Source organism: Ulvibacterium sp. (genome assembly GCF_965228935.1).
Taxonomy (GTDB): Bacteria; Bacteroidota; Bacteroidia; order Flavobacteriales; family Flavobacteriaceae; genus Ulvibacterium.
This window is the reverse complement of sequence record NZ_OZ245846.1, coordinates 4,734,236-4,755,381: the sequence shown is the minus strand read 5'-3', so window position 1 is coordinate 4,755,381 and position 21,146 is coordinate 4,734,236. Positions and strand designations below refer to the sequence as shown.

Genomic DNA, 21,146 nt, shown 5'->3' with positions numbered 1-21,146 from the left:
AAAGGAGAGGTTTTGCTAAGTTACCGGCTACCGCTTCGCACAAATCTAGCCCCGTATGAATTATTTCTCATTCCACCTTGCCAACCGCCATAAGGTCTATATGCAATAGGGCTAAAGGGGTTGAACTCATGATATTCCCGATCGTAGCCATAGAATCCGCCCCCACGAAAGCCTATACCTCCGGACGTTTCTTCTCCGGTTGGCCAATCCTTATTGGTAGCATTACCATTTGATGAGAGCAAGCCATCACCGTGGGATCCTGTATAACTTCTACCCATTGGGTGCCCCACTGTTATGACACGTTCCCATAAACTACCGGCCATATCCATTACCCAGTAATACGATGCACCGAAATAGGCCTTATTTGCTTCGGTAAGCCGCGATTCGTCCCATCCGTTTAACATGGCCAGTACACCGTTTGGATCGGGGAGGCGTTGCATTTTCTCCTTATTGCTTGAGCCCCAAGGCAATTCTCCAGCAGTTGGCGTACCGGTTCCACGAGTGGCCTTGGTATATTCAAATTCGGTCATGGGTCTTAGACCGGCCCAATCGGCATAGGCCATTGCATCGTCCCAGCCCATGAACATACAGGGTTTGTTTGGATATTTTGAACTATACCTCGACTTTTCTTGGGTAATCGTACCGCCCTGAGTGTAGTAATCGGATTCATCGAAGATTAATCGATTTACAATTTGATTTTGGTCAAGGCTATTTAGAAAATTGGCATATTGTCCCTCATTGGGTTCATATTTCATGATATAAAACGAAGATACTCCCTTTGGGTAAGTAGAAGGAATTACCCCTTTTTGATCACCTTCGTATCCCTCTTCGGAAACACGATAATGGATATCCCCTGTTTCCGATACTTCAAATTCCTGATTTTCGGAAGCCACGGACACGGGGCCGGCCACATTGCCTTTCTCGTCCGGTTTATAGAAACTTCCAAAATCCAGTGCCTTACTACTCGGATCCCCTAATTCAAATCCACCTTTAGGAATGTGTACCATTTCGATTCCCAAGGTCGCAAAGGACGAATTTCGGGTATTGACATTTTCTAGACTTTTGGGATCAAGTATCACTTTTACAGTTGCCTCCACCTTACCGCGGAAGCTATTTTTTGGAAACAGAAACAAACCGGTTCCATCAGTCGGAACCTCAAAACCCAAATCCAGGTCATCGGAGAATGTAGAAACAGTAGTATGCCCGTCATCCATTACTTGAATATGTCGATATCCGCCTTCCCTTGGAATCAATTTAAAAAATAGCCAGACTGCGTCATTATTTTTTCCATTGTTCCATGCATTGTCCCAACCCACGTTAAAAATGGTATAGGCCGTATTCCCCTCCATGTACAAAATTGGTCTTGAAACCGTAAGGTCGGATGCCTTCGCAAAAAAGGAGAGGCCCATACCGATTAAAACTGTTATATATTTCATAACGGTAATGTTTAAGCACCGCCAGAGTGTTGAACATCATATAACAAAATAGCGGTAGATATGAAATGATGATTGTGCTTATGAATATAGCTAAATTGAACGACTATCGGGATGGGGTGCCAGTTAAAAGCTAATCTCTTCCAGGTTCTTTTTCCTATCATTGGAAATATTCTTGATTATTCACGGGATACCAACTTTTTAACAACCTCATATTGCCTTTCCACAACAGATTGGTTATGGCCATGTGCGGCATTAATTACTAAAAAATAAGCTTTATCGGGAGCAACTATTTTGTCAAAGTAGGGTCTATTGACCTCCTTTGAGGTAAGTATATCATTTTCCCCTTGAATAAGGTATACCGGAATTTTAAACTCCGTTCCAGTCCTTTTGAAATCGATATCCGATACCATAGATTTTATCCCGAGTTTACGATGGCCAACAAAATGAACAAATGAATAATCATCTCCATCATATCTATGTTTACTATCTTTTTCATTGTCATATTCCAGAGCTAGCTTAAACCATGTAGCCGGTGCCGGGGTTGAGTTCTTCCGTTCATACTTTTTAACTATCCGCAACAGTTGGCCATATTTTTTTGCACTGGTATATGGGGGTTTTCCGAGCGATTCGAGTTTTTTTAGTGCATCCGTATCATCCGAGTTTTTCACCATTTTGTAAACTGTTTGGTAGGCATAGTCTATATTATCGGAGAAGCTGACAAACTGGGCATGTCCCACATAGGCATAAAAAAGCTCTGGATTACTTAGGGCCATTTCGGTACCAAGAATGGAACCCCATGATGTGCCTACAAGTATTATTTTTTCCTTGTTCAAATGTTGTATGAGGTATTGGGCAAGTGCAATGCCGTCCTGGGTCATTTGTTTTACGGTCAAGGGATTTTCTATCCAATAGGTTTCATCTACCGTCACCGGGATATTTCGCCCATAGGTCTTTCCTGCGCCCCTTTGATCCCAATTGACCAAAACAAAATTATTTTCCCATTTCTTGTACATAGTGTTATTATACTGGCTCATGGTGCTGCCTGGGCCTCCATGGACAAAAAGGACAACAGGTTTGGACCTATCTTTTCCATGTATGGTAATCCACTGTTCTATTCCCCCTAATAATATAAATTTTTCTTCGTCTATGGACGTATTTTGTGCGATGGAAAGTGTTATTGATAGCGAAAAGATCAGAAATAGCGGAATGGTATTTTTCATTTGAAAGGATACAGTTTTGTTTATTCTTGAGACGACAATTTAACTTTTTCGTTACATAAATCAATAGGTAGCTATTATGTAGGACAGGATATTGGGAAATGGAAGGGATAAGCGATGCTTTGATTTCAGAAAACTTGCTGAAATTAAAGGGCGTTATGAAGGTAGGTTATCCTTCGAATTGCTTTTTGACATATAAACGGTCAAAAAATATTCAGGTGCCCAAGAAGTCCATTGGTATTTGGAAACAAATACGGAATCGGATTGTTTTTATGCCTGGTCATTTATCCTTTTGATCGGATTTTTAAACGAGAGTAAGGGTTCCCTGATAATTCAGTTCGGCGAAACCTAACTCAGAACTACGACATTATCACTCTTCCTCAGTTGAATTGCTTTCTTCATCAATGCCCCTAACCAGGTTATTTTCCATGATGTTCAATTTTTTTAGCTTGGCTTTCCAAGTGGCCAAAGCCTCTTTTTGGTGCTCGACTTTTTTGATGACTTCCTGTACTACCGGACTGTCCCCGGACGCATTGGAAAAGAAAAGGAGGTTGTTTTCCAGTTGGCGTATCTCGTTTTTGCTATCGTCTATTTTTTTACGGATAAAGGAACGTTCATTGGAAATGGCAAGTCCGTCGTCCCTACGGGCCAATTGCTGTATCTTATTGCCATATTTCAGAAGCTCTGCCTCCTGACGGCTAATATCCATTTTTCTTAGAATAGCGTCCAATATCTTGTTGAACCTATGGTTTATGTTCTTTTTGTTGAAGGGTACCCGTCCATAGGATTTCCATTCGCTAATAAAGGACTTTAGCGTACTGAGATTTTCCTCATGATTTCCTGTAAGTTCAAAAGATCTCAAGCGCTCTAGGCAGTCTTCTTTTTTCGACAAATTTTCAACCTCTTCCTTATACGCCTTGTTCTTTAGGGTATGAAGACGGTCAAAATAATGATTACAGGCATTTTTAAAGTCTTTCCAAATTTTATCGGAATACTTTCTGGGTACATGCCCAATTCTTTTCCACTCACTTTGTATGCGCTTCATTTCCTGGGTGGTGGTATCCCAATCCTCGCTGTCCTTTAACGATAGGGCCAATTCCAATAGTTTTCGCTTCTTTTCCAGATTTTCGTGCTGGTCTTTTTTTAGGTTTTTATAATAGGCATTCTTGTTTCTGTTGAATTGCCGCACCGCTTCCTTAAAGGAGGCCCACGTCTCTTCATTGACCTGTTGTGGTACCTTACCGGCCTTAAAAAAATCTTCCCGTAAGCCTTCTATTTGCCTTATCTGCAGTTGCAAGCCCTTATGGTTATTGGCCACATTGGAGCCTATGGCCAATATTGAAGCTATTATCTCGTTTTTCTTCTCCAGGTTTTTTTCATATTGCTTGTCCAGTTCCTTGTAGTGCTCCTGTCTTCTTTGATGTAGCACCTTGGTAGCATTACTAAATCGTTCCCAGATTTCTTCCCGGTGTTCCTTGCCGACCGGACCGATATCTTCCTTCCATATTTTATGAAGGGTCTGCAGCTCCTGAAAGGCCTTGCCCAAATCCTTTTCCTCTGCCAGGGCCTCTGCACGTTCCGCAATCTTTTGCTTCTCCTCCAGATTATGCTTGAAGTCAAGATCCCGTAATTCTCGATTCAAATGAAGAAAATCATAGAAAATTTCCAAATGGTGGTGATAGGTACGCCAAACATCGTTGTAATGGTTACGTGGAACGGCTCCTGCATTGCGCCACTTTTCCTGGATAACCTTAAAGGTCTTATAAGTGGTGTTCATATCCTCTTCCACGTTCATGAGGCCTTTAAGCTCTTCTATGATGCTTAGGCGCTCGGCCAGGTTATCCTTTAGATTTTTTTCGAGGTTCTTGTAATAGAGGTTTCTTTTCTCACGATAATCGGTATAGACCTCGTTGAATTGTCTTTTGGTTACGGAATTGTACCTAAAATCTATTTCGTTTCCTCCATTGGCGATGAAATCCTCTTTTTTGTGCTCTAGAAATTCCTGGAATTTCAGATCAAATTCATATTTAATACCATCAACATGCTTTTTTATGGCCTGTACCTTCTCGTTACGGACCAATCGCTGAAGCTCCCCTACCAAGTTTTCCATGGACATGGAATGATAGTCCAATATGGGGATATGGTGGCGATGATGATTGTCCTTGTCCTCGGCATCTTCCGCATTGGACTCATCAATTTCTTCTAGAACATCCTCGTCCCCGGACTTCTCTGATTCCGCTGGTTCCGAAGCTGCGGCTTCCGTATTCGTATCTTCCTTGGATATGGTTTCGGTGCTATTGTCCGTCCCGGAATCGTCTAATTTTTCCGAAACATCTTCGTCCCTGGGCTTCTCCGATTCGGCCGGTTCTGAAGCTACGGCTTCCGTATTCGTATCTTCTTTGGATATGGTCTCGGTGCCATTTCCTGTTCCGGAATCGTCTATTTTTTTCGAAACATCCTCGTCCCCGGTTTTTTCAGTTTCTGCCGGTTCCGATGCAATAGTTTCTGCATTCGTGTTTTCTTTGGATTTGGTCTCAGTGCTTTTCTCCGGCTCGGATGGTGTTCCGGTAGTTTCTGAGAAATCTTCCCCTACATTTTCCTGTAGTTCCTGGTCTTTCCCTTCCAACATGGTCAATAGTTTTGGGTTTTGCAAACAATTGCTATGGTTAAGATACTAACAACCTGTATAACCGCAAAAATTATGGAAGGTTTCTTTAGTAGGGGGCGGATCCGGAACCCGGCTTGGCCCTATCTGCCAAACTCATCAGAAGGTTTTTACATTTTAAACTGTTTTTACCTTCAATCCTTCTAAGGTAATGATGAACACATAACCCGGGCAGGTATGGGAAAGGAGCAAATTGGTAAAATGGGTATAAATTGGAACCAAGGAATTGAATATCGACCTCCCTGAGGTCACTATCTGATCAAGAATAACTATTCCAAATTTCCCACGCCCTTTCCGCTTGTAGTTCCAACATGCGAAGACCATTACATATTGCAGTACCTCGCAATTCCCCTTCCAACAAAAATGCAGTCTTGGACGGATTGTAAATAAGGTCATACAATAAATGCCCTTTGTCCAGATGTGCATAGGGTAGTGGAGGTTTTTGCTTTACATTGGGATAGGTGCCTAAGGGCGTACAGTTGATAATTACTTGGTGCTGTCGCAGGATGTCCTCATTTAGGTCAGTATATCCCAATTGGTCATGGGTGGGATTTCTGGATACAAAGCGAAAGGTGATTCCCAATTGCCCTAGGACAAAAGCCACCGCCTTTGAAGCCCCGCCCGTACCCAATATCAGGGCGCTGGTATGGTATTTTGTCAGAAAGGGCTCCAAGGATTTTTGAAACCCGTGTGCATCCGTGTTGTAACCGATCAATTCTTTGCCCTTTAATTTAATGGTATTGACCGCACCGATTCGCCTTGCGATATCATCCATTCCGGTTAAAAAGGGTATTACTTTTTCCTTATATGGAATAGTGACGTTCAAACCTTTTAATCCTTTGGTATTATGGACAAGTTCGGGGAATTCATCAATATGTTGCAGGTCAAAATTTTCATAGGAATGGCCCTTCAACCCCATGGCCGCAAACTTTTTGGCAAAATATCCCTTGGAGAAGGAGTAGGAAATGTTTTTTCCCACCAATCCATATCTATTTGTACTTTTTTCTGTATTCACCATACCATTCCAACCCCAATAAAACAAAAATTCCTATGACCACAAAAAATAGGGCCCACCAAGTTTCCGGATTTTGGAAATCCGGAAAGTACCGCTCATAGTTCACAATAATCGGCTTTCCATTGGAATCCAAAAACATCCCTCCCTGGGCATCCGTCTTGAAAATAGTTTTCTTCCAAGGCCATACCACTCCCAGGGAGCCCGTTATAAAACCGATAATGACCGCAGTAGTCATATGCTTGTAGTGTTTAAGCACGTAACTAAGGATATGGGAGAGGGTCACCAATCCGGCTGCGGACCCTGTCGTAAAAACGGCCAAAATGGTAAGTGTGTCCAACCGTTCTTCGTTTTTTATAAAGCTAAAGTCACCCTTAAATACCTCGGCCATTGTGTCGTAAAGCGCATTGACGGAATCGACAAGTAATAGCACATAATTTCCTAACAATATCAATATAAAGGAACCTGAAAGTCCAGGTAAGGTCATTCCAGAAACACTGATCATTCCACAAAGAAATATGAATATCAAATTGTCGTTTTCCTTGGCCGGACTCAAAAAACTGATGGAGATACCTACCAGAAGTCCCAGTATACCGGCGGGAACGGTCCTTTTGTTCCAGTGCCCGAAATCCTTGGAGATATAATATATCGATCCCAAGATCATTCCAAAAAAAGCGGCCCAAACGAACAGTTCCTTACGTTCCAAAAAATAATCGAGCAATTTGGAAACGCTGAAATAGCTGACCAACATTCCAAATATCAGGAGTGATAGGAATTGCCCGTTTACATACTGATAAAAACTTTTGAATCTGCCATTGAACAAAAGTTTAAACGCCTTTCCATTTATTTTCTGAAGGGAATAGATGAACTCTTCATAGAACCCCCCGACAAAAGCCACAATTCCTCCGGAAACTCCGGGTACTTTATTTGCCGCACCCATAAAAAGCCCCTTCAGCACCAGAAATACCTTATCCATAAACGTTCTAGGGTTGTACATAAGGAATTGGGCTTTATTTTTTCGAGGCCGATTTTTCCAAGATAAAAATAAGGGAAAAACCAACGAGCGTGGCAATTAGGGCAGGTATTATTTGATTATCCCCCCCGAACAAAAATGGAGAAATATTCTCATCCAAGGTTATGGTCTTATTGCCTATCTGTTTTGTTTCCAAAACCTTTTTCCAAGGCCATATTTTGTTTAAGGAACCTAAAATAAAACCTGTTAAAATGGCCAAGGTTATATTCTTGTAATGGTCGAACATCCATTTTAAAATCCGTGCGAAGCTCAGAAGCCCAAAGATTACTCCCAAGGTGACCGTTATCAGGATTTTGAAATTCTTATCATCCACGGCATCCAAAACGGTTTTATAGGAGCCCAAAAGAACCAAAATAAAAGAACCTGAAATACCCGGTAAGATCATGGCACAGACGGCCAATGCCCCGGAAAAGAACAAATAGGGAAGGCTATCCGTATTCTGTGAAGGTGGAAGGGTAGTAATGTAAAACGCTGTTATGGCCCCGATCAATAATAGGAAAACAGTGGCCGGTCTCCATTTTTTAATGGCTTTTGCAACAAACAGAACACTGGCCAATACCAGTCCAAAAAAGAAGGACCACAAGGGGATAGGTTCATTTTCCAAGAGCCAGCTTATCAATTTGGAAAAGGAGAAAATACTGATCAACATTCCCAGAAATAGTACGGCCAAGAAATTACCATTCAGTTTTTGCCAAAAGGCCTTGAAACCTTCCTTTCTCCAAACACCGATTAAGCTCGGATGTACGTTGTTGATGGAGGCAATGAGTTCTTCGTAGATACCCGCAACAAAAGCTATGGTTCCTCCTGAAACTCCGGGTACAAGTTCGGCCACGCCCATGGCCATTCCTTTCAACGTGATGATAAAGTGCTGGAAGAGGTTTCTATTTTCCATAGGGACAAAAAAAGCAAAAATAGCTTTTTTATCTCGAAGCCCTTTTACAGTTGGAGATTATATCATGTATCCAGTCTAAATGCTGGAATTGCGCAAACTCCTTTTCGAATAGGTATAATTTTTCCAGATCGGTATTCAAGGCCTCCCTTAGACTTACTCTGGCATTTGCCATATCTTGGGCAGATAGGTATAGTCCTGCCATTTTATATTGGATTTCGGCACTTTCCGGATAAAACTCCTTTCCTTGTGCCAAAATTTGTATTCCTGCCTGGACATCATCGTTTTTTAGCAATACATCCGCCCAATGCAGCCAGGTTTCCAACTCATAATTGCCCAGTTCCACAGTTTGTTTAAAGGCAAAATCCGCCTGTTCATAGTTTTTAAGACAAGCGTTGATTAGGGCACATTTTTTCCAATAGTGTGGGTTTTCCCCATCGATGTTTAGAGCTTTGTTTATATAGTACAAGGCCTTTTTGTAGTTATGCTGCCTTTTATAGAAATCGGTAATGGCCAACCAACCCTTATCCAATAACGGATCCTCGTGTACGGTCTGATAGTAATAGTATTTCGCCATTTCGTCATTGCCCAGTTTTTCATGGCATTTGCCGATACGTAAATAGGCATGGGAGGTTGGATCTTCAATCTTTACCGTGGTCTCATAATTTTCAATGGCCTCCTTATACTTTCCCAATTTTTCAAGCACCTTGCCCTTCTCAAAATACGCCCCGATGAACGAATCGTCCGAAATTATGGCAAAATCAAAGGCCGTCAATGCCTCTGGATACATTTCCTTGGTAAAGTATTGTTTTCCCAACTGATGCCATGCCACTTCGCAATACGGATTGCGCTCCAAATAATCGTTGAGGTAATGAATGGCACCGTCGTAATCCTCTAAAAACTCAAAACAATAGATAACATTATACAAGGAGGAATAATCCTGCTCATCAAAATTGACGCATTTCATAAAACTTTTCTGCGCCAATTTAAAATCGTCCATAAAAAGATATTCCATGCCCAGCAGCGAATGGATATCAAAACTGTTTTCTGCCAATTCCAAAGCTTTCTGCAGTAATAATACTGCTGCTTCGTGATTGTCTTTTTTGGAATGGATATTGGCTCTTTGGATATAGATTTCTTCGTTATGGGCATCCAAGAGCTGTAGTTCGTCCAAAAGTTGTTCCGCCATTTCCAGATGGTTTTCGAACACGAGAACCTCTACTTCCAATAACTTCAATTCAATACTCCCCGGATGTTGCCGTAGCCCTATTTTTATGGCTTTTTTGGCCAAGGCTATTTTACCGTGGTTGAGATAGTGATGTATAATTTCCTCAAAATCCTCCGCGTCAAAGAAGTAGATATCATCCGTTTTGAGCATGGACTCGAACTTGGCCACAGATTGGCCCGGTCTTTCGCTAGAATCTAACGCCATAGGAACGTTTTGGTTAAACTATGGAATTAAAAGTAATCTTTTGGAGATACTTTTTATTCTTGATTAGGGCTATATTATTAACAAATTAGTTAACAAATTATTGCTCGTATTCCGTCAAAACTTCAAGGATGATCGCGCATCCTTTTTGTATTTCTTCCCTGGATATGGTCAGTGGAGGCGATATTCTAACTGCTTTAGGCTCAAACAGGAGCCAAAAGAGGATTACCCCCCTTTTGGCACATTCCAGTACAACATAGTTGGCCATTTCCCCATTTTCCATAATAAGGGCCAGGAGTAACCCCTTTCCCCTGATTTCCTGTATAAGATGATGCCGTAATAGATTTCTGAACAATTTTTCCTTTACCAAGGTATCTTGTATTAAAGTACTTTCGGAAATTTCGCGGAGTGTGGCCAAACAGGCCGAAGCGATTACGGCATTTCCCCCAAAAGTGGTAATATGGCCCAATTTGGGACTGTCTTGCAAGGTGGCCATTATTTGCTTGGATGCCGTGAAACCCCCAACCGGAAGTCCAGAGGCCATTGCCTTTCCCATTACTAAAATGTCCGGTACACAATTGTAATGCTCAAAAGCGAACAATTTACCTGTTCTTCCAAATCCCGGTTGTATCTCGTCCAATATCAACAAGCTACCTGTTTCATTACAACGTTCCCTTATCTTTTCCAGATAAGCATCTTTGGGAACAATGAATCCAGCACCACCTTGTATGGTCTCCAAGACGACCGCAGCGGTCTTTTCGGTAATTTTCTGGAGGTCTTCCAAGGAATTGAACTGTATAAAACGAATGTCGCTCAACAAGGGTCTAAAGGCACTTTTTCTTTCCTCATAGCCCATAATGCTTAGACTTCCCATGGTATTGCCGTGGTAGGCGCTGTGAGCAGCAACAATTTGCGACCTTCCAGTAAAACGTCTTGCCAGCTTTAAGGCCCCTTCCATGGCCTCAGTTCCGGAATTGACCAAATAGGTGGTTTCCAAGTTGGGTGGTAGTAATGAGGCGAGTAATTTGGTATAGGCCACCGCCGGTTTTTGGATATATTCCCCGTAGACCATTACGTGCATATATTTTTCCACCTGTTCCTGCACGGCATGAACTACTTTGGGGTGACAATGTCCCAGTCCACAGGCCGATACTCCTGCCACAAAATCCAGATGGGCATTATCTTGGGAATCATAAACATAGCTTCCTTTGGCATGGGATACTTCCAAGCCCAAGGGATTTGGCGTGGTCTGTGCCTGATATCTGAAAAAATCTTCTTTCATACCGTTTTACAGACCTGTCAGGTTTTTAAAACCTGACGGATCCGTGCCATGCGCTAATTTACCTTTACTTTTTGGACTTTGGGCCGAGCATTGGGCTCCGGAGCCTGCTCATTCTGGTCGGGTGGAATTTCATTTACCGGATCTCCGGCATTTTTGGTACGGTTTTCCTCTTCCGCATCAATATCGATAGGGTTATCGATACCCTGAATGGTAACCAGTTGGATGTTATTGTCGTCCTCATCAAAAATATCGTCCTTGGTCATGATACGTTCATCGCCACGCCAAATAAATCCTTTTAGCTTTCTGCTTTCCTTGGGCAGATCTTTTTCCGGGAAAATGTCCCCGTCCGGGTTCACAAAAAAGGTAAGGTCCTCCACATCGCTGTTTACCAAGGTCATCCGTATGGCGCTGCATATGGTCTTATCGATTCCCAAGAGTTCATCGTCATCATTGTACATATAGTAAATGACCTCGGTATTCTTGACCAAGTCGATTATTTTGAGCTCATTGTCCTCGAACTGTCCGAATAGATCTTTTCCCTTGGCCTGATTGTATCCTTCCATACTAATACTGTCCAAGGAAATGATGAATGCATTGTTGATTACCTTGAGGGAATCCAGCTTTTCGGTCTGCAAATCCGATATTAGATGGATGCTATCCCCGGTCATCTGGTTTTCACCATTCCAGATTATGGGATCCCGGATCATTTGGGTGAGTCCCGTTCTTTCTTCGGTGTGGATGGAGTCGCATTTTCCGCTCATATCGGTCTTGTAGAATCGGGCATTTCGAAATGCCCTTGAAATACGGTTTTCGGGTTTGCCCGTTACCATTAAAGTATCGCCGTGAACATAGAGGGAATCTTGTTGCAATAAGGAAATGTATACCGCACGCTTTGTAGCGAAAACGGAATCCCTGGCTTTAAATACCTCGGCATAATGCGCCCTAATGACCCCGTTGTTCACCGTATCCGTTACTTTGATGTTATTGGTGGCAGAGGCAAATTCCGTGGCCTTGTCAAAAAATACGCTATCGCCTTCAATGATACGGTTGTTGTAATCTATCCTGGTGTTTTTGATTCCGTAGCCGCTTTCGATCTTCATATCATAAAACCCCCTTTCGCAATAGATTTTGTATTCCTCGCCCGTGATGGTGGATGGCCCGTACATATAGGCATTTTTTGAAGTTTCGTAATAATCCAGCCGTTCGGAATCCATAATGTATTTTGGATTGTCAATATGTACACTATCTAGGAACTGGTATTTTTTAAGTTCCAAAAAATAGCGCCCTATCTCACTGGTCAAAGTGTTGGCCGAGTCCACTACGGTACCAAAGCTATCGTAGTAGGATTCCTGTTTTTCCCGATCGAAATATAGGGTGTCCGTCCGTAGCGTACTCTCCTGATTTTCCTGTTTATTTTCCAGAACAACGTTTTCCCACGCCTTGGCCATTTTGGTCTCACCGTCATAGTCTATTTTTCCACTGGTCAACAATACGGAATCCCCTTGTTGTAAGCGAATGTTTCCTATGGCCTTTAATCTGTTTTCCTTTTGGTAGTGGATGGCTATATCGCACCAAAGATCGGCACCTTCATGCTCAAACTGGACTTGCCTATCGTCCTTACTAAAAATGAAGGCACCTGGAAACTGTTCCTCATCCTTGGTGAAGTTGGCCCCATAGATGATGTTGATCTGCTTACTTTGAACACTGTCCTGTACCTCGGAACTGTCCTGTGCCCAAATATTTCCGAAAAGAAATACTGCCGCTAAATAAGGAACCAGTTTATACAAACTCAAAAATTTGCCCAAAAATAGGATTTTTTCAACGAGGACGCCCAGGGATTAGGATAGATTTAATACGATACGATTTCATGTAACCCACGTAACGGCGGCTTTAATCAAAAGAACTCTGCACCTTAAAATCAATACCTAAAACTCCCTATAGGCCGATTCCAAATACTGATTGGCTTTCTTTTTGGAGAATTTGGCCGTCTTGGCATCCCAATGCAAGGTCTTATTCGGAAAACGTCCTGCAATTACCCCTAGAAGTATGGTCTCCGTCAATCGGGAAGCGTATGAAAATGGCGCGCTACACTCCGCCGTTCCAAGACAGGCATCCACAAACTGGTGGTAGTGTTTTTTACCTTCGGACGCATAGTCCCTTACCGGGGCGCCCAAGTTAAAGGATTTAATGTCCATTTCCTTATATTGGCCATCGACTATCAATTGGGGAAGCTTCTGAAAATGGGGAAGATATAATCGTCCTTTTTCTCCCATAAACATAGCCCCTTGATCATGAAGTTCCTCCCCATTGGGCAATTCCAGATCTTTATGTTTTTCAGGTGCTCCGAGACCATCGTACCAAACCCATTTTAATGTTTTGTCCGTATATTTTGTTCCCGGAAATTTGTAGGTGACAATGTTGTTCTGAGGGTAGGCAAACCCGTTGGGTTTTCTACATTCATTTTTTATGGTTTTTGGTACACCCAACTCCAGGGCATTGTAAGGAGTATCAAAAATATGTACGCCCATATCCCCCAAGGTACCACAGCCGTAATCCATTAGCTTTCTCCAATTGACCGGATGATAAATGTCTTTCTTATAGGGTCTTTCCGCAGAAGTTCCCAACCAAAGATTCCAGTCCAAGGTGTCCGGAACCGGATCTTCACCTTGGGGTTCAGGCCCATCGTACCCCCAGTTTTTAGGGGACCATGCCCTTACCGTATGGACTTTTCCGATAATTCCGGATTGAATTAACAAGGTCGCCAATTTGTAATCGTAAAAAGAGTGCACCTGAATACCCATTTGGGTTACCAAATTCTTTTCCGCGGCCAATTTTTTCATGGCCCTGGCCTCGGACACATGGTGCGTCAAAGGCTTTTGGCAATAAACAGGCTTGTCCATACTCATGGCCAACATAGAGGCGGGTGCATGGGTATGGTCCGGGGTAGAAACGATTACGGCATCGATATCATTCGCCATTTCCCGAAGCATAAGCCTATAATCGGAGTATGTCTTTGCATTGGGGTGCAGTTTAAGGGCTGCGGCCAGCCGTGTAGAGTCTACATCGCATAGTGCGGTAACATCTACCAGATTATGGGAAGAGATAGCCTTTAGATCTTCCATGCCCATACCACCGACCCCGATATGTGCGGTACGCAAGCGTCCCTTAAAGCCCATTTTCCCGAGAAGGGATGGGGCCAATGCTACCCCCAAAATTCCCAGGCCGCTCTTCTTTACAAATTCCCTACGATTCGTTTTATTGCCCATGATGCCTTAAAGTTTGGTTCTTTGTTTTATTTTTTGGTCAGGTCCTTAATGCGAATATTCCGAAAACGTACGACATCACCGTGTCCCAAAAAACCGATGTGTCCCTTGCTTCTTTTCAATCCTGGATGGTCTTTTTTGTCCATCGTACCATTTTTACTGGCTTCAAGAAAATCGGAATCGACTATGGCGGTTCCGTTTAAATTGATTTTTATGGAAGAACCTCGGACGATTACCTCCTGTTGGTTCCATTCGCCCACAGGCCTTAAAAAACCTCGTTTGGCCGGTATAACACCGTAGACCGATCCGTGATACTGATAAGGCTGCAATTCCGCATATTTTTCCGCCGTGTTATCCAATATTTGGAGTTCTTTGCCCGTATAGGCCGCATCTCCCTCAAGGGGCGCATGGATACCCAACCCGTTATTTGCCCCAGGGGTCAATTGAAATTCAAATCGAAATATAAAATCACTGTATTCGTCCTTGGTAAATAGGTTTCCCCCGCTACCGCCTCCGTTCGGATCAACTATGATCATGCCGTCCTGGGCCCTATAGGATTCCTTGTTCCCGACCCAGCCATCCAGATTTTCGCCATCAAAAAGATTCGTAAATCCCTCATCCACTGATTTTTGACCCGTAACGGAAAGAAAAGCAAAAATGCAGATTACCAAGGTAATTCCGGAAAGAGTATTTTTTTTCATAAAATAGGTTTAAAGCTAGTTTATCTAGCGATGTATTGTCTGTGTTCTATCCGGCCCAACGGAAACAATTTTTATGGGCACCTGCAATTCTTCCTCCAAAAAGCCAATGTAGGTATGTAAGGTTTTCGGAAGTTGCTCGGCCTTTTCCATTTGGGTCAAATCTTTTTCCCAGCCTTCCATTTCCGTATAGATCGGTATTACGTTTTCGGTTTCAATATTGTAGGGTAGATGTTCAATTTCCTTGCCCTTGTAGTTGTAGGCCGTACAGACTTTTATCTTCTTAAAACCACTCAGTACATCGGCTTTCATCATCATCAATTCGGTTACACCATTGATTCGAACCGCATATTTAAGGGCCACGAGATCTAGCCAACCACATCGTCTTGGCCTTCCCGTAGTAGCACCGAATTCATTACCGACGCGCCCCATGGTCTCCCCGTCCTGGTCAAATAGCTCTGTAGGGAAAGGACCGCTTCCTACTCGGGTGGTATACGCCTTAAAAATACCCTTTACATCGCCTATCTTGTTTGGAGCAACGCCCAGCCCCGTACAGGCTCCGGCTGCCGTGGTATTGGAAGAGGTCACGTAAGGGTAGGTTCCAAAATCGATATCCAAGAGGGATCCCTGGGCCCCTTCCGCCAGTATTTTTTTTCCTTTTGATTGTGCTTGGAAAAGATATTCCTCGCTATCGATGAATTGTAGTTTCCGTAATGTTTCTACGGCATTCAGGAATTCGGTTTCAAGCTCTTTAAGATCGTACTGGATGTCCACGTTATAAAAGGCGATCATGGCCTCGTGTTTATCGGCCAAGGCCCTGTACTTTTCTTTCCAACCATCCAGCTCCAAATCCCCAATACGCATACCGTTACGCCCGGTCTTGTCCATATAGGTAGGGCCGATTCCCTTTAAGGTAGAACCGATTTTGGCCTTTCCCTTGGCGGCTTCGGAAGCGGCATCCAAAAGCCTATGGGTAGGTAAAATGAGATGTGCCTTTCGTGAAATCAGCAATTTTGAATGGAAATCTATGTTGAATTTCCCCAGCGCATCCAATTCCTTTTTAAAAATAACAGGATCTATTACTACGCCATTGCCCACAATATTGACAGCGTTTTCGTGAAAGATTCCTGATGGAATGGTATGAAGTACGTGCTTTATTCCATCAAATTCCAGTGTATGTCCTGCGTTCGGCCCGCCTTGAAAACGGGCTATGATATCATAATTTTTCGTTAGTACGTCTACAATTTTTCCTTTTCCCTCGTCACCCCACTGTAGGCCTAACAATAAATCTACCGCCATGTATGTTTTGGTTAGTTATTTTGCTTTTCTTCTTGGTTTCTTGTGCCGTAAAAGTAAAGCGAATGTGTATTTATCTTGATGTCGAAAACCTCTTCAATGGTCCTTTTGATGGATTGGATCCTGGGATCGCAAAACTCCATGACCTCACCGGTATCCGTTAGGATAACATGATCATGCTGTCGATCAAAATAGGATTTCTCATATTGGGCCTGATTTTTCCCAAATTGATGTTTTCGAACCAGTTTGCAATCCAATAGAAGTTCAATGGTATTGTACAAGGTAGCCCGGCTTACCCTGTACTTTTTATTTTTCATATTGATGTATAGGGACTCAATATCAAAATGGTCGTCACTATCATAGATTTCCTGAAGTATGGCATATCGTTCCGGGGTTTTCCTATGCCCGTTTTCCTCTAAAAAAGTGGTAAAAACGTTTTTTACTATTTCTTGATTTTTATTGGCAGTCATTACAGTTTTCCAATCAATACTAAACCACAAAGGTACGGTTAAAATTTAAATTCGGGATACTTTGTCAATGCCCTCTATACGCTTTAAATTGGCGATCAATTTCTTTAGGATACCATTGTTTTTGACTACCACGGTAATCCTTCCTGTAAAAGTGCCACCTTCTGTACTGAAGTTAAGGTTACGCATGTTTACGTGCATATCATCCGAAATGACATCCGTAATCTCGCTGACAAGGCCCAGGTTATCGATTCCTGTAAGCTGAATTTCCGATTTGAACTCTTCTTGGGTAGAATCTATCCATTTGGCGCTTATGATGCGGTAGGCATAATTGGATTGAAGTGATATGGCGTTGGGACAATTCTTCTTATGGACCTTTATGCCCTCGTTGACACTGATAAAGCCGAAGACCTCGTCCCCGGGTATGGGATTGCAGCATTTGGACAGTTTATAATCCAACTTTTCCTCATCCTTGCCGAATACGAGCATATCGTATTTGGAGGTAATCTCATCCTTGTCAATATCTTCGGGGACGGAATGCCTACGGATTTTGTTTTTAAAGAAACTGATAAAGGCATTGCTATAGGAAGAGGCAAATTCCTTGATCTTTTGGTTGTCTATGGCCCCGATTCCAACCCGATAGAACAGATCCAGACTGGTCTTGAGTTTAAAATAAATGACCATTTTATTGACCACGTCCTCGCTCAGGGTAACCTTTTGGGATTTCAGCTTTCTTCGCAGTACTTCCTTACCTTCCTGGGCAATGGCTTTCTTTTCTTCCCTTAGGGACGATTTTATTTTGGCCCTCGCTCGTGCCGTAGTGGCATAGTCCAACCAATTCTGATTGGGTTTGGCCTGATCTGAGGTTATAATTTCTACCTGATCTCCACTATTCAGCGTTGTGTTCAGCGGAACCAGTTTACCGTTTACCCGGGCACCCCGAGTGCGCATTCCCACCTCGGTATGGATGTTAAAGGCAAAATCCAAAGGCGTGGCCCCCTTGGGAAGCGACTTAAGTTCCCCTTTTGGTGTAAAAACGAAGATTTCCTTGGAATAGAGATTCAGTTTAAATTCCTCCACAAAATCCACTGCGCTGCCGTTGGAATTTTCCAAAGCTTCCTGAAGACGGTTCAACCATACTTCTATACCTTGTTCCTTTTGTTCCCCATGCTTATACTTGAAGTGGGCGGCATATCCCTTTTCCGCAATTTCATGCATACGTTCACTGCGTATCTGTACCTCTACCCAATTTCCCTGAGGCCCCATTACCGTTATATGAAGGGCTTCATAACCCGTGGATTTTGGAGAGGAGATCCAGTCGCGTAATCGAACCGGATTGGGCGTAAAATGATCCGTTACAATAGAGTAAATTTTCCAGGCCAGAAATTTTTCGTTCTGCTTGTCGGACTTATAAATGATGCGGATAGCAAACTTGTCATAAATCTCATCAAAGGAGACATTCTGGGTCTTCATCTTCTTCCGAATGGAAAAGATAGATTTCATTCTTCCTTTGATGTAATAGTTGAGACCTTCCTTTTTCAAGGATTTATCGATAATGCTCGAAAAGGCATCGATATAATCCTGTTGTTCTACCTTGGAATCCTCTATCTTTTCCGAAATATCCTGATAGACCTCTGGCTCCGTATACTTTAAGCTAAGATCTTCCAGTTCGGTCTTGATATTGTAAAGTCCGATACGATGGGCCAAAGGGGCATAGATGTATAGTGTCTCCGATGCCATTTTAACCTGCTTGTGCTCCGGCATGGCATCCAAGGTGAGCATGTTGTGATATCGATCGGCGATCTTTATGATGATTACCCGTACATCATCGTGTAGGGTCAACAACATTTTTCTGAAATTCTCCGCCTGTTGGGAGATGTTCATGTCCTTTTTAAGGTGTGCTATTTTTGTGAGGCCGTCCACAATACGGGCCACGGTCTCCCCGAACATACGTTCTATATCATCCAAGGTATACTCGGTATCCTCAACAACATCGTGCAATAGGGCAGAGGCAATGGAAACCGCGTCCAGGCCTATTTCCGAGGCCACGATTTTCGCAACGGCAATAGGGTGAAAGATATAGGCCTCTCCGGATTTTCTGCGTTGATTTTTATGCGCATCCACAGCTACCTCAAAGGCGGATCGTATCAGTTTTTTGTCGTCATCGGACAAAGTCTGATAGCTTATGCGAAGCAATTCCTTGTATTGCTTGGCAATCTGTTTGTTCTCCTTTTCTATGGTAGCCTGAGTCATACTATATTAAAATTACCACAATCCTAACCAATACACAACAAAAATTATGCCTTTAAGTTGCGGATACGGGCTATTAGGGGAGGATGGGAATAGTGGACAAAAACATAGGCAGGATGCGGGGTAAGGTTACCGAGATTCTTCTTGGACAGCTTTTTAAGGGAGCTGATCAGGGGCATAGCCGCAAAGGTATTCTTGGCATAATTGTCCGCTTGAAACTCGAACTTTCGGGATAAATAGTTCATGACAAGGCCAGTAATTTCGGAAATGGGGCTGTATAGAATCCCAAAACCGATCAAGGCCGCATGAAAACTGGGCTTGGAAACACCGATGGCCAGGGACATGTTGGGATTGTTGATAAAAAGGGAAAGGATAAACAACGTTAGACCGGCGAGAAGTACGGAGACGAAAAGGTTAAATATAATATGTCTACGTTTGTAATGTCCTACTTCATGGGCCAGGACTGCCACAATTTCATCTTCTTCCAAATCATTGATCAACGTGTCATATAGGGTAACCCGTTTTTCCCTTCCAAATCCCGAAAAATATGCATTGGCCTTAGTGGAGCGCTTGGAGCCGTCGATTACAAAAATATTTTTTAGCTCAAAACCCACCTTCTTCGCATAAGACTCTATTTTTTCCTTAAGACTTCCTTGTGCCAAAAGGGTCTGTTTATTGAATAAAGGCACAATCAATCTACTGTAAAAGAGATTCATGAAAACGGTAAAAACGGCTATCACCGCCCAGGCGTAGATCCAAAAGTCTGTACCGGCCCACTGAAAAAACCAAATTACGAGGGCTAAGATAGCACCTCCCAAAACCATCATGAGTAGCCATCCTTTTAATTTATCAAGAACAAATGTTTTTTTTGTAGTCTTGTTGAATCCGAATTTTTCCTCGATTACAAAAGTTTGGTAATACGAAAAAGGAGTCGTAATCAAATCGCTTCCCATTAGGATTATACCAAAAAACAAAAGGGCCTGAAATATACTATTATTAGTAATTGACCTAGCAATGGAGTCGATCCATTCAAATCCACCAAATACCAAAAAGCTCAAAGTGAGCAAAAGTGAAAATGTGGAACTTAACAATCCAAAGGAATAATTGGTTTTTTTGTAGTCCTGGGATTTTTGGTATTCCTCTGCATCGAACAAATTTTCCAATTCCATTGGAACGGGATCACTATATTTTTGGGCGTTTAGGTAATCCAAGATTGTTTCAACAAGATATTGAACGATTAAAATGGCGATGATGATGTAGAAAAGTATGTTCATTTTTGGTTTGGTTTTCTTCGGCTTATGGTCTTGGTATCAATTCAGCTCGCAAAACGCCAACCTCAAAAACCTCTTTGCCTCAAACCTTCAAAGATAAGTATTGCCGCGGACACGGAAACATTAAGGGAATCGATTTGTCCCCCCATTGGGATGACAATATTTTGATGGGAGTACTCCAACCAGGGCCTGGAAAGCCCTGTGGCTTCAGTACCCACCACAAGTGCCGAGGGTTGGGTAAAGTCAACATGAGTATATATTTTGGAAGCGTTAAGTGCCGCACAAAAGATAGAAATATTCCTTTTTCCCAGAAATGCAATGACTTCGGAAGTGCTGGCCATGGCGATTTGGTTGGTAAAGACAGTACCAACGCTGGAACGGATGATGTTGGGATTGTAGATGTCGGTCTTGGGATCGGCAATAATTACCGCATCCAGGTTGGCAGCATCGGCTGTTCGTAATAGGGCACCAATATTCCCCGGCTTTTCGGGAGCTTCGGCTATGAGGATAAATGGATTTTCGGAATATAGTACAAGACTGTCCAGCGTATGGGATTTACTTCTGGCAATGGCCAAAATGCCCTCCGTAGTCTCGCGATAGGCCAGCTTTTTATAGATTTCATTGGAAATGTGTATAAACTCGGGTCTGGGACTTACATTTTCCAAGGATTTTAAAAAATCTTCATCATTGCAGACATCAGGATGAATAAGCAGGGTGTCAAGTTCATACTTTCCCTCTATGGCCAGCTGGACTTCTTGTTGTCCTTCCAGGACAAAGAGTTCGGTTTTCTTTCGCTCCCTTGACTTGTCCTTAAGGGCCAAAACCCTTTTGACCAACGGATTCTGTACACTATTGATTGGTTTAGCGTCTTTCATCGGTATAAATGTAATGCAATCCACCTAGTATTTCACTGATTACCACAAATGGTATAGCTAAAG

Annotated in this window: 16 protein-coding genes; all 16 read right to left on the bottom strand. The window is 42.7% G+C overall.

Annotated elements, in window-relative coordinates:
* Positions 1-20: 20 nt before the first annotated feature.
* The 16 genes from ACO06Y_RS19940 to ACO06Y_RS19865 all read right to left on the bottom strand — a co-directional run bounded on the left by ACO06Y_RS19940 (position 21) and on the right by ACO06Y_RS19865 (position 21,083).
* A complete protein-coding gene (locus tag ACO06Y_RS19940) occupies positions 21-1,436 on the bottom strand; it encodes an SUMF1/EgtB/PvdO family nonheme iron enzyme (RefSeq protein ID WP_422080805.1) in 1,416 nt (471 codons plus the stop codon).
* A 176-nt stretch (positions 1,437-1,612) separates the two neighbouring features.
* On the bottom strand, positions 1,613-2,656 hold the full coding sequence (locus tag ACO06Y_RS19935; protein ID WP_422080804.1) for an alpha/beta fold hydrolase: 1,044 nt from the start codon (positions 2,654-2,656) through the stop codon (positions 1,613-1,615).
* A 367-nt stretch (positions 2,657-3,023) separates the two neighbouring features.
* Positions 3,024-5,282, bottom strand: a complete 2,259-nt coding sequence (locus ACO06Y_RS19930; RefSeq protein WP_422080803.1) for a DUF349 domain-containing protein — start codon at positions 5,280-5,282, stop codon at positions 3,024-3,026.
* A 295-nt stretch (positions 5,283-5,577) separates the two neighbouring features.
* Positions 5,578-6,297: a shikimate dehydrogenase family protein gene (locus ACO06Y_RS19925; protein ID WP_422080802.1), complete on the bottom strand. Its 720-nt coding sequence runs from the start codon at positions 6,295-6,297 to the stop codon at positions 5,578-5,580.
* Positions 6,298-6,307: 10 nt separating this feature from the next.
* Positions 6,308-7,327: a DUF368 domain-containing protein gene (locus ACO06Y_RS19920; protein WP_422080800.1), complete on the bottom strand. Its 1,020-nt coding sequence runs from the start codon at positions 7,325-7,327 to the stop codon at positions 6,308-6,310.
* A 13-nt stretch (positions 7,328-7,340) separates the two neighbouring features.
* Entirely contained in the window at positions 7,341-8,255 is a 915-nt protein-coding gene (locus tag ACO06Y_RS19915; RefSeq protein ID WP_422080799.1) for a DUF368 domain-containing protein, read from the bottom strand.
* A 28-nt stretch (positions 8,256-8,283) separates the two neighbouring features.
* Positions 8,284-9,684 (bottom strand): tetratricopeptide repeat protein, encoded by a 1,401-nt coding sequence (locus ACO06Y_RS19910; RefSeq protein ID WP_422080798.1) that lies wholly within the window; start codon positions 9,682-9,684, stop codon positions 8,284-8,286.
* Positions 9,685-9,781: 97 nt separating this feature from the next.
* Positions 9,782-10,963, bottom strand: coding sequence for an aspartate aminotransferase family protein (locus ACO06Y_RS19905; protein ID WP_422080797.1), 1,182 nt, complete (start codon positions 10,961-10,963; stop codon positions 9,782-9,784).
* Between the two features lie 53 nt (positions 10,964-11,016).
* Entirely contained in the window at positions 11,017-12,702 is a 1,686-nt protein-coding gene (locus tag ACO06Y_RS19900; RefSeq protein ID WP_422084201.1) for an OstA-like protein, read from the bottom strand.
* 186 nt (positions 12,703-12,888) lie between these two features.
* Positions 12,889-14,229, bottom strand: a complete 1,341-nt coding sequence (locus tag ACO06Y_RS19895; RefSeq protein ID WP_422080796.1) for a Gfo/Idh/MocA family protein — start codon at positions 14,227-14,229, stop codon at positions 12,889-12,891.
* 26 nt (positions 14,230-14,255) lie between these two features.
* Positions 14,256-14,927, bottom strand: a complete 672-nt coding sequence (locus tag ACO06Y_RS19890; protein ID WP_422080795.1) for a 3-keto-disaccharide hydrolase — start codon at positions 14,925-14,927, stop codon at positions 14,256-14,258.
* A gap of 24 nt (positions 14,928-14,951) precedes the next feature.
* On the bottom strand, positions 14,952-16,223 hold the full coding sequence (locus tag ACO06Y_RS19885; RefSeq protein ID WP_422080794.1) for an adenylosuccinate synthase: 1,272 nt from the start codon (positions 16,221-16,223) through the stop codon (positions 14,952-14,954).
* A gap of 11 nt (positions 16,224-16,234) precedes the next feature.
* The gene (locus ACO06Y_RS19880; RefSeq protein WP_422080793.1) at positions 16,235-16,690 is read right to left on the bottom strand and encodes a Fur family transcriptional regulator; all 456 of its coding nucleotides are present in this window, start codon (positions 16,688-16,690) and stop codon (positions 16,235-16,237) included.
* 45 nt (positions 16,691-16,735) lie between these two features.
* Positions 16,736-18,940: a RelA/SpoT family protein gene (locus ACO06Y_RS19875; RefSeq protein ID WP_422080792.1), complete on the bottom strand. Its 2,205-nt coding sequence runs from the start codon at positions 18,938-18,940 to the stop codon at positions 16,736-16,738.
* A 44-nt stretch (positions 18,941-18,984) separates the two neighbouring features.
* Entirely contained in the window at positions 18,985-20,211 is a 1,227-nt protein-coding gene (locus ACO06Y_RS19870) for a M48 family metallopeptidase (RefSeq protein ID WP_422080791.1), read from the bottom strand.
* Positions 20,212-20,273: 62 nt separating this feature from the next.
* Positions 20,274-21,083, bottom strand: a complete 810-nt coding sequence (locus ACO06Y_RS19865; protein ID WP_422080789.1) for a TrmH family RNA methyltransferase — start codon at positions 21,081-21,083, stop codon at positions 20,274-20,276.
* Positions 21,084-21,146: the final 63 nt, after the last annotated feature.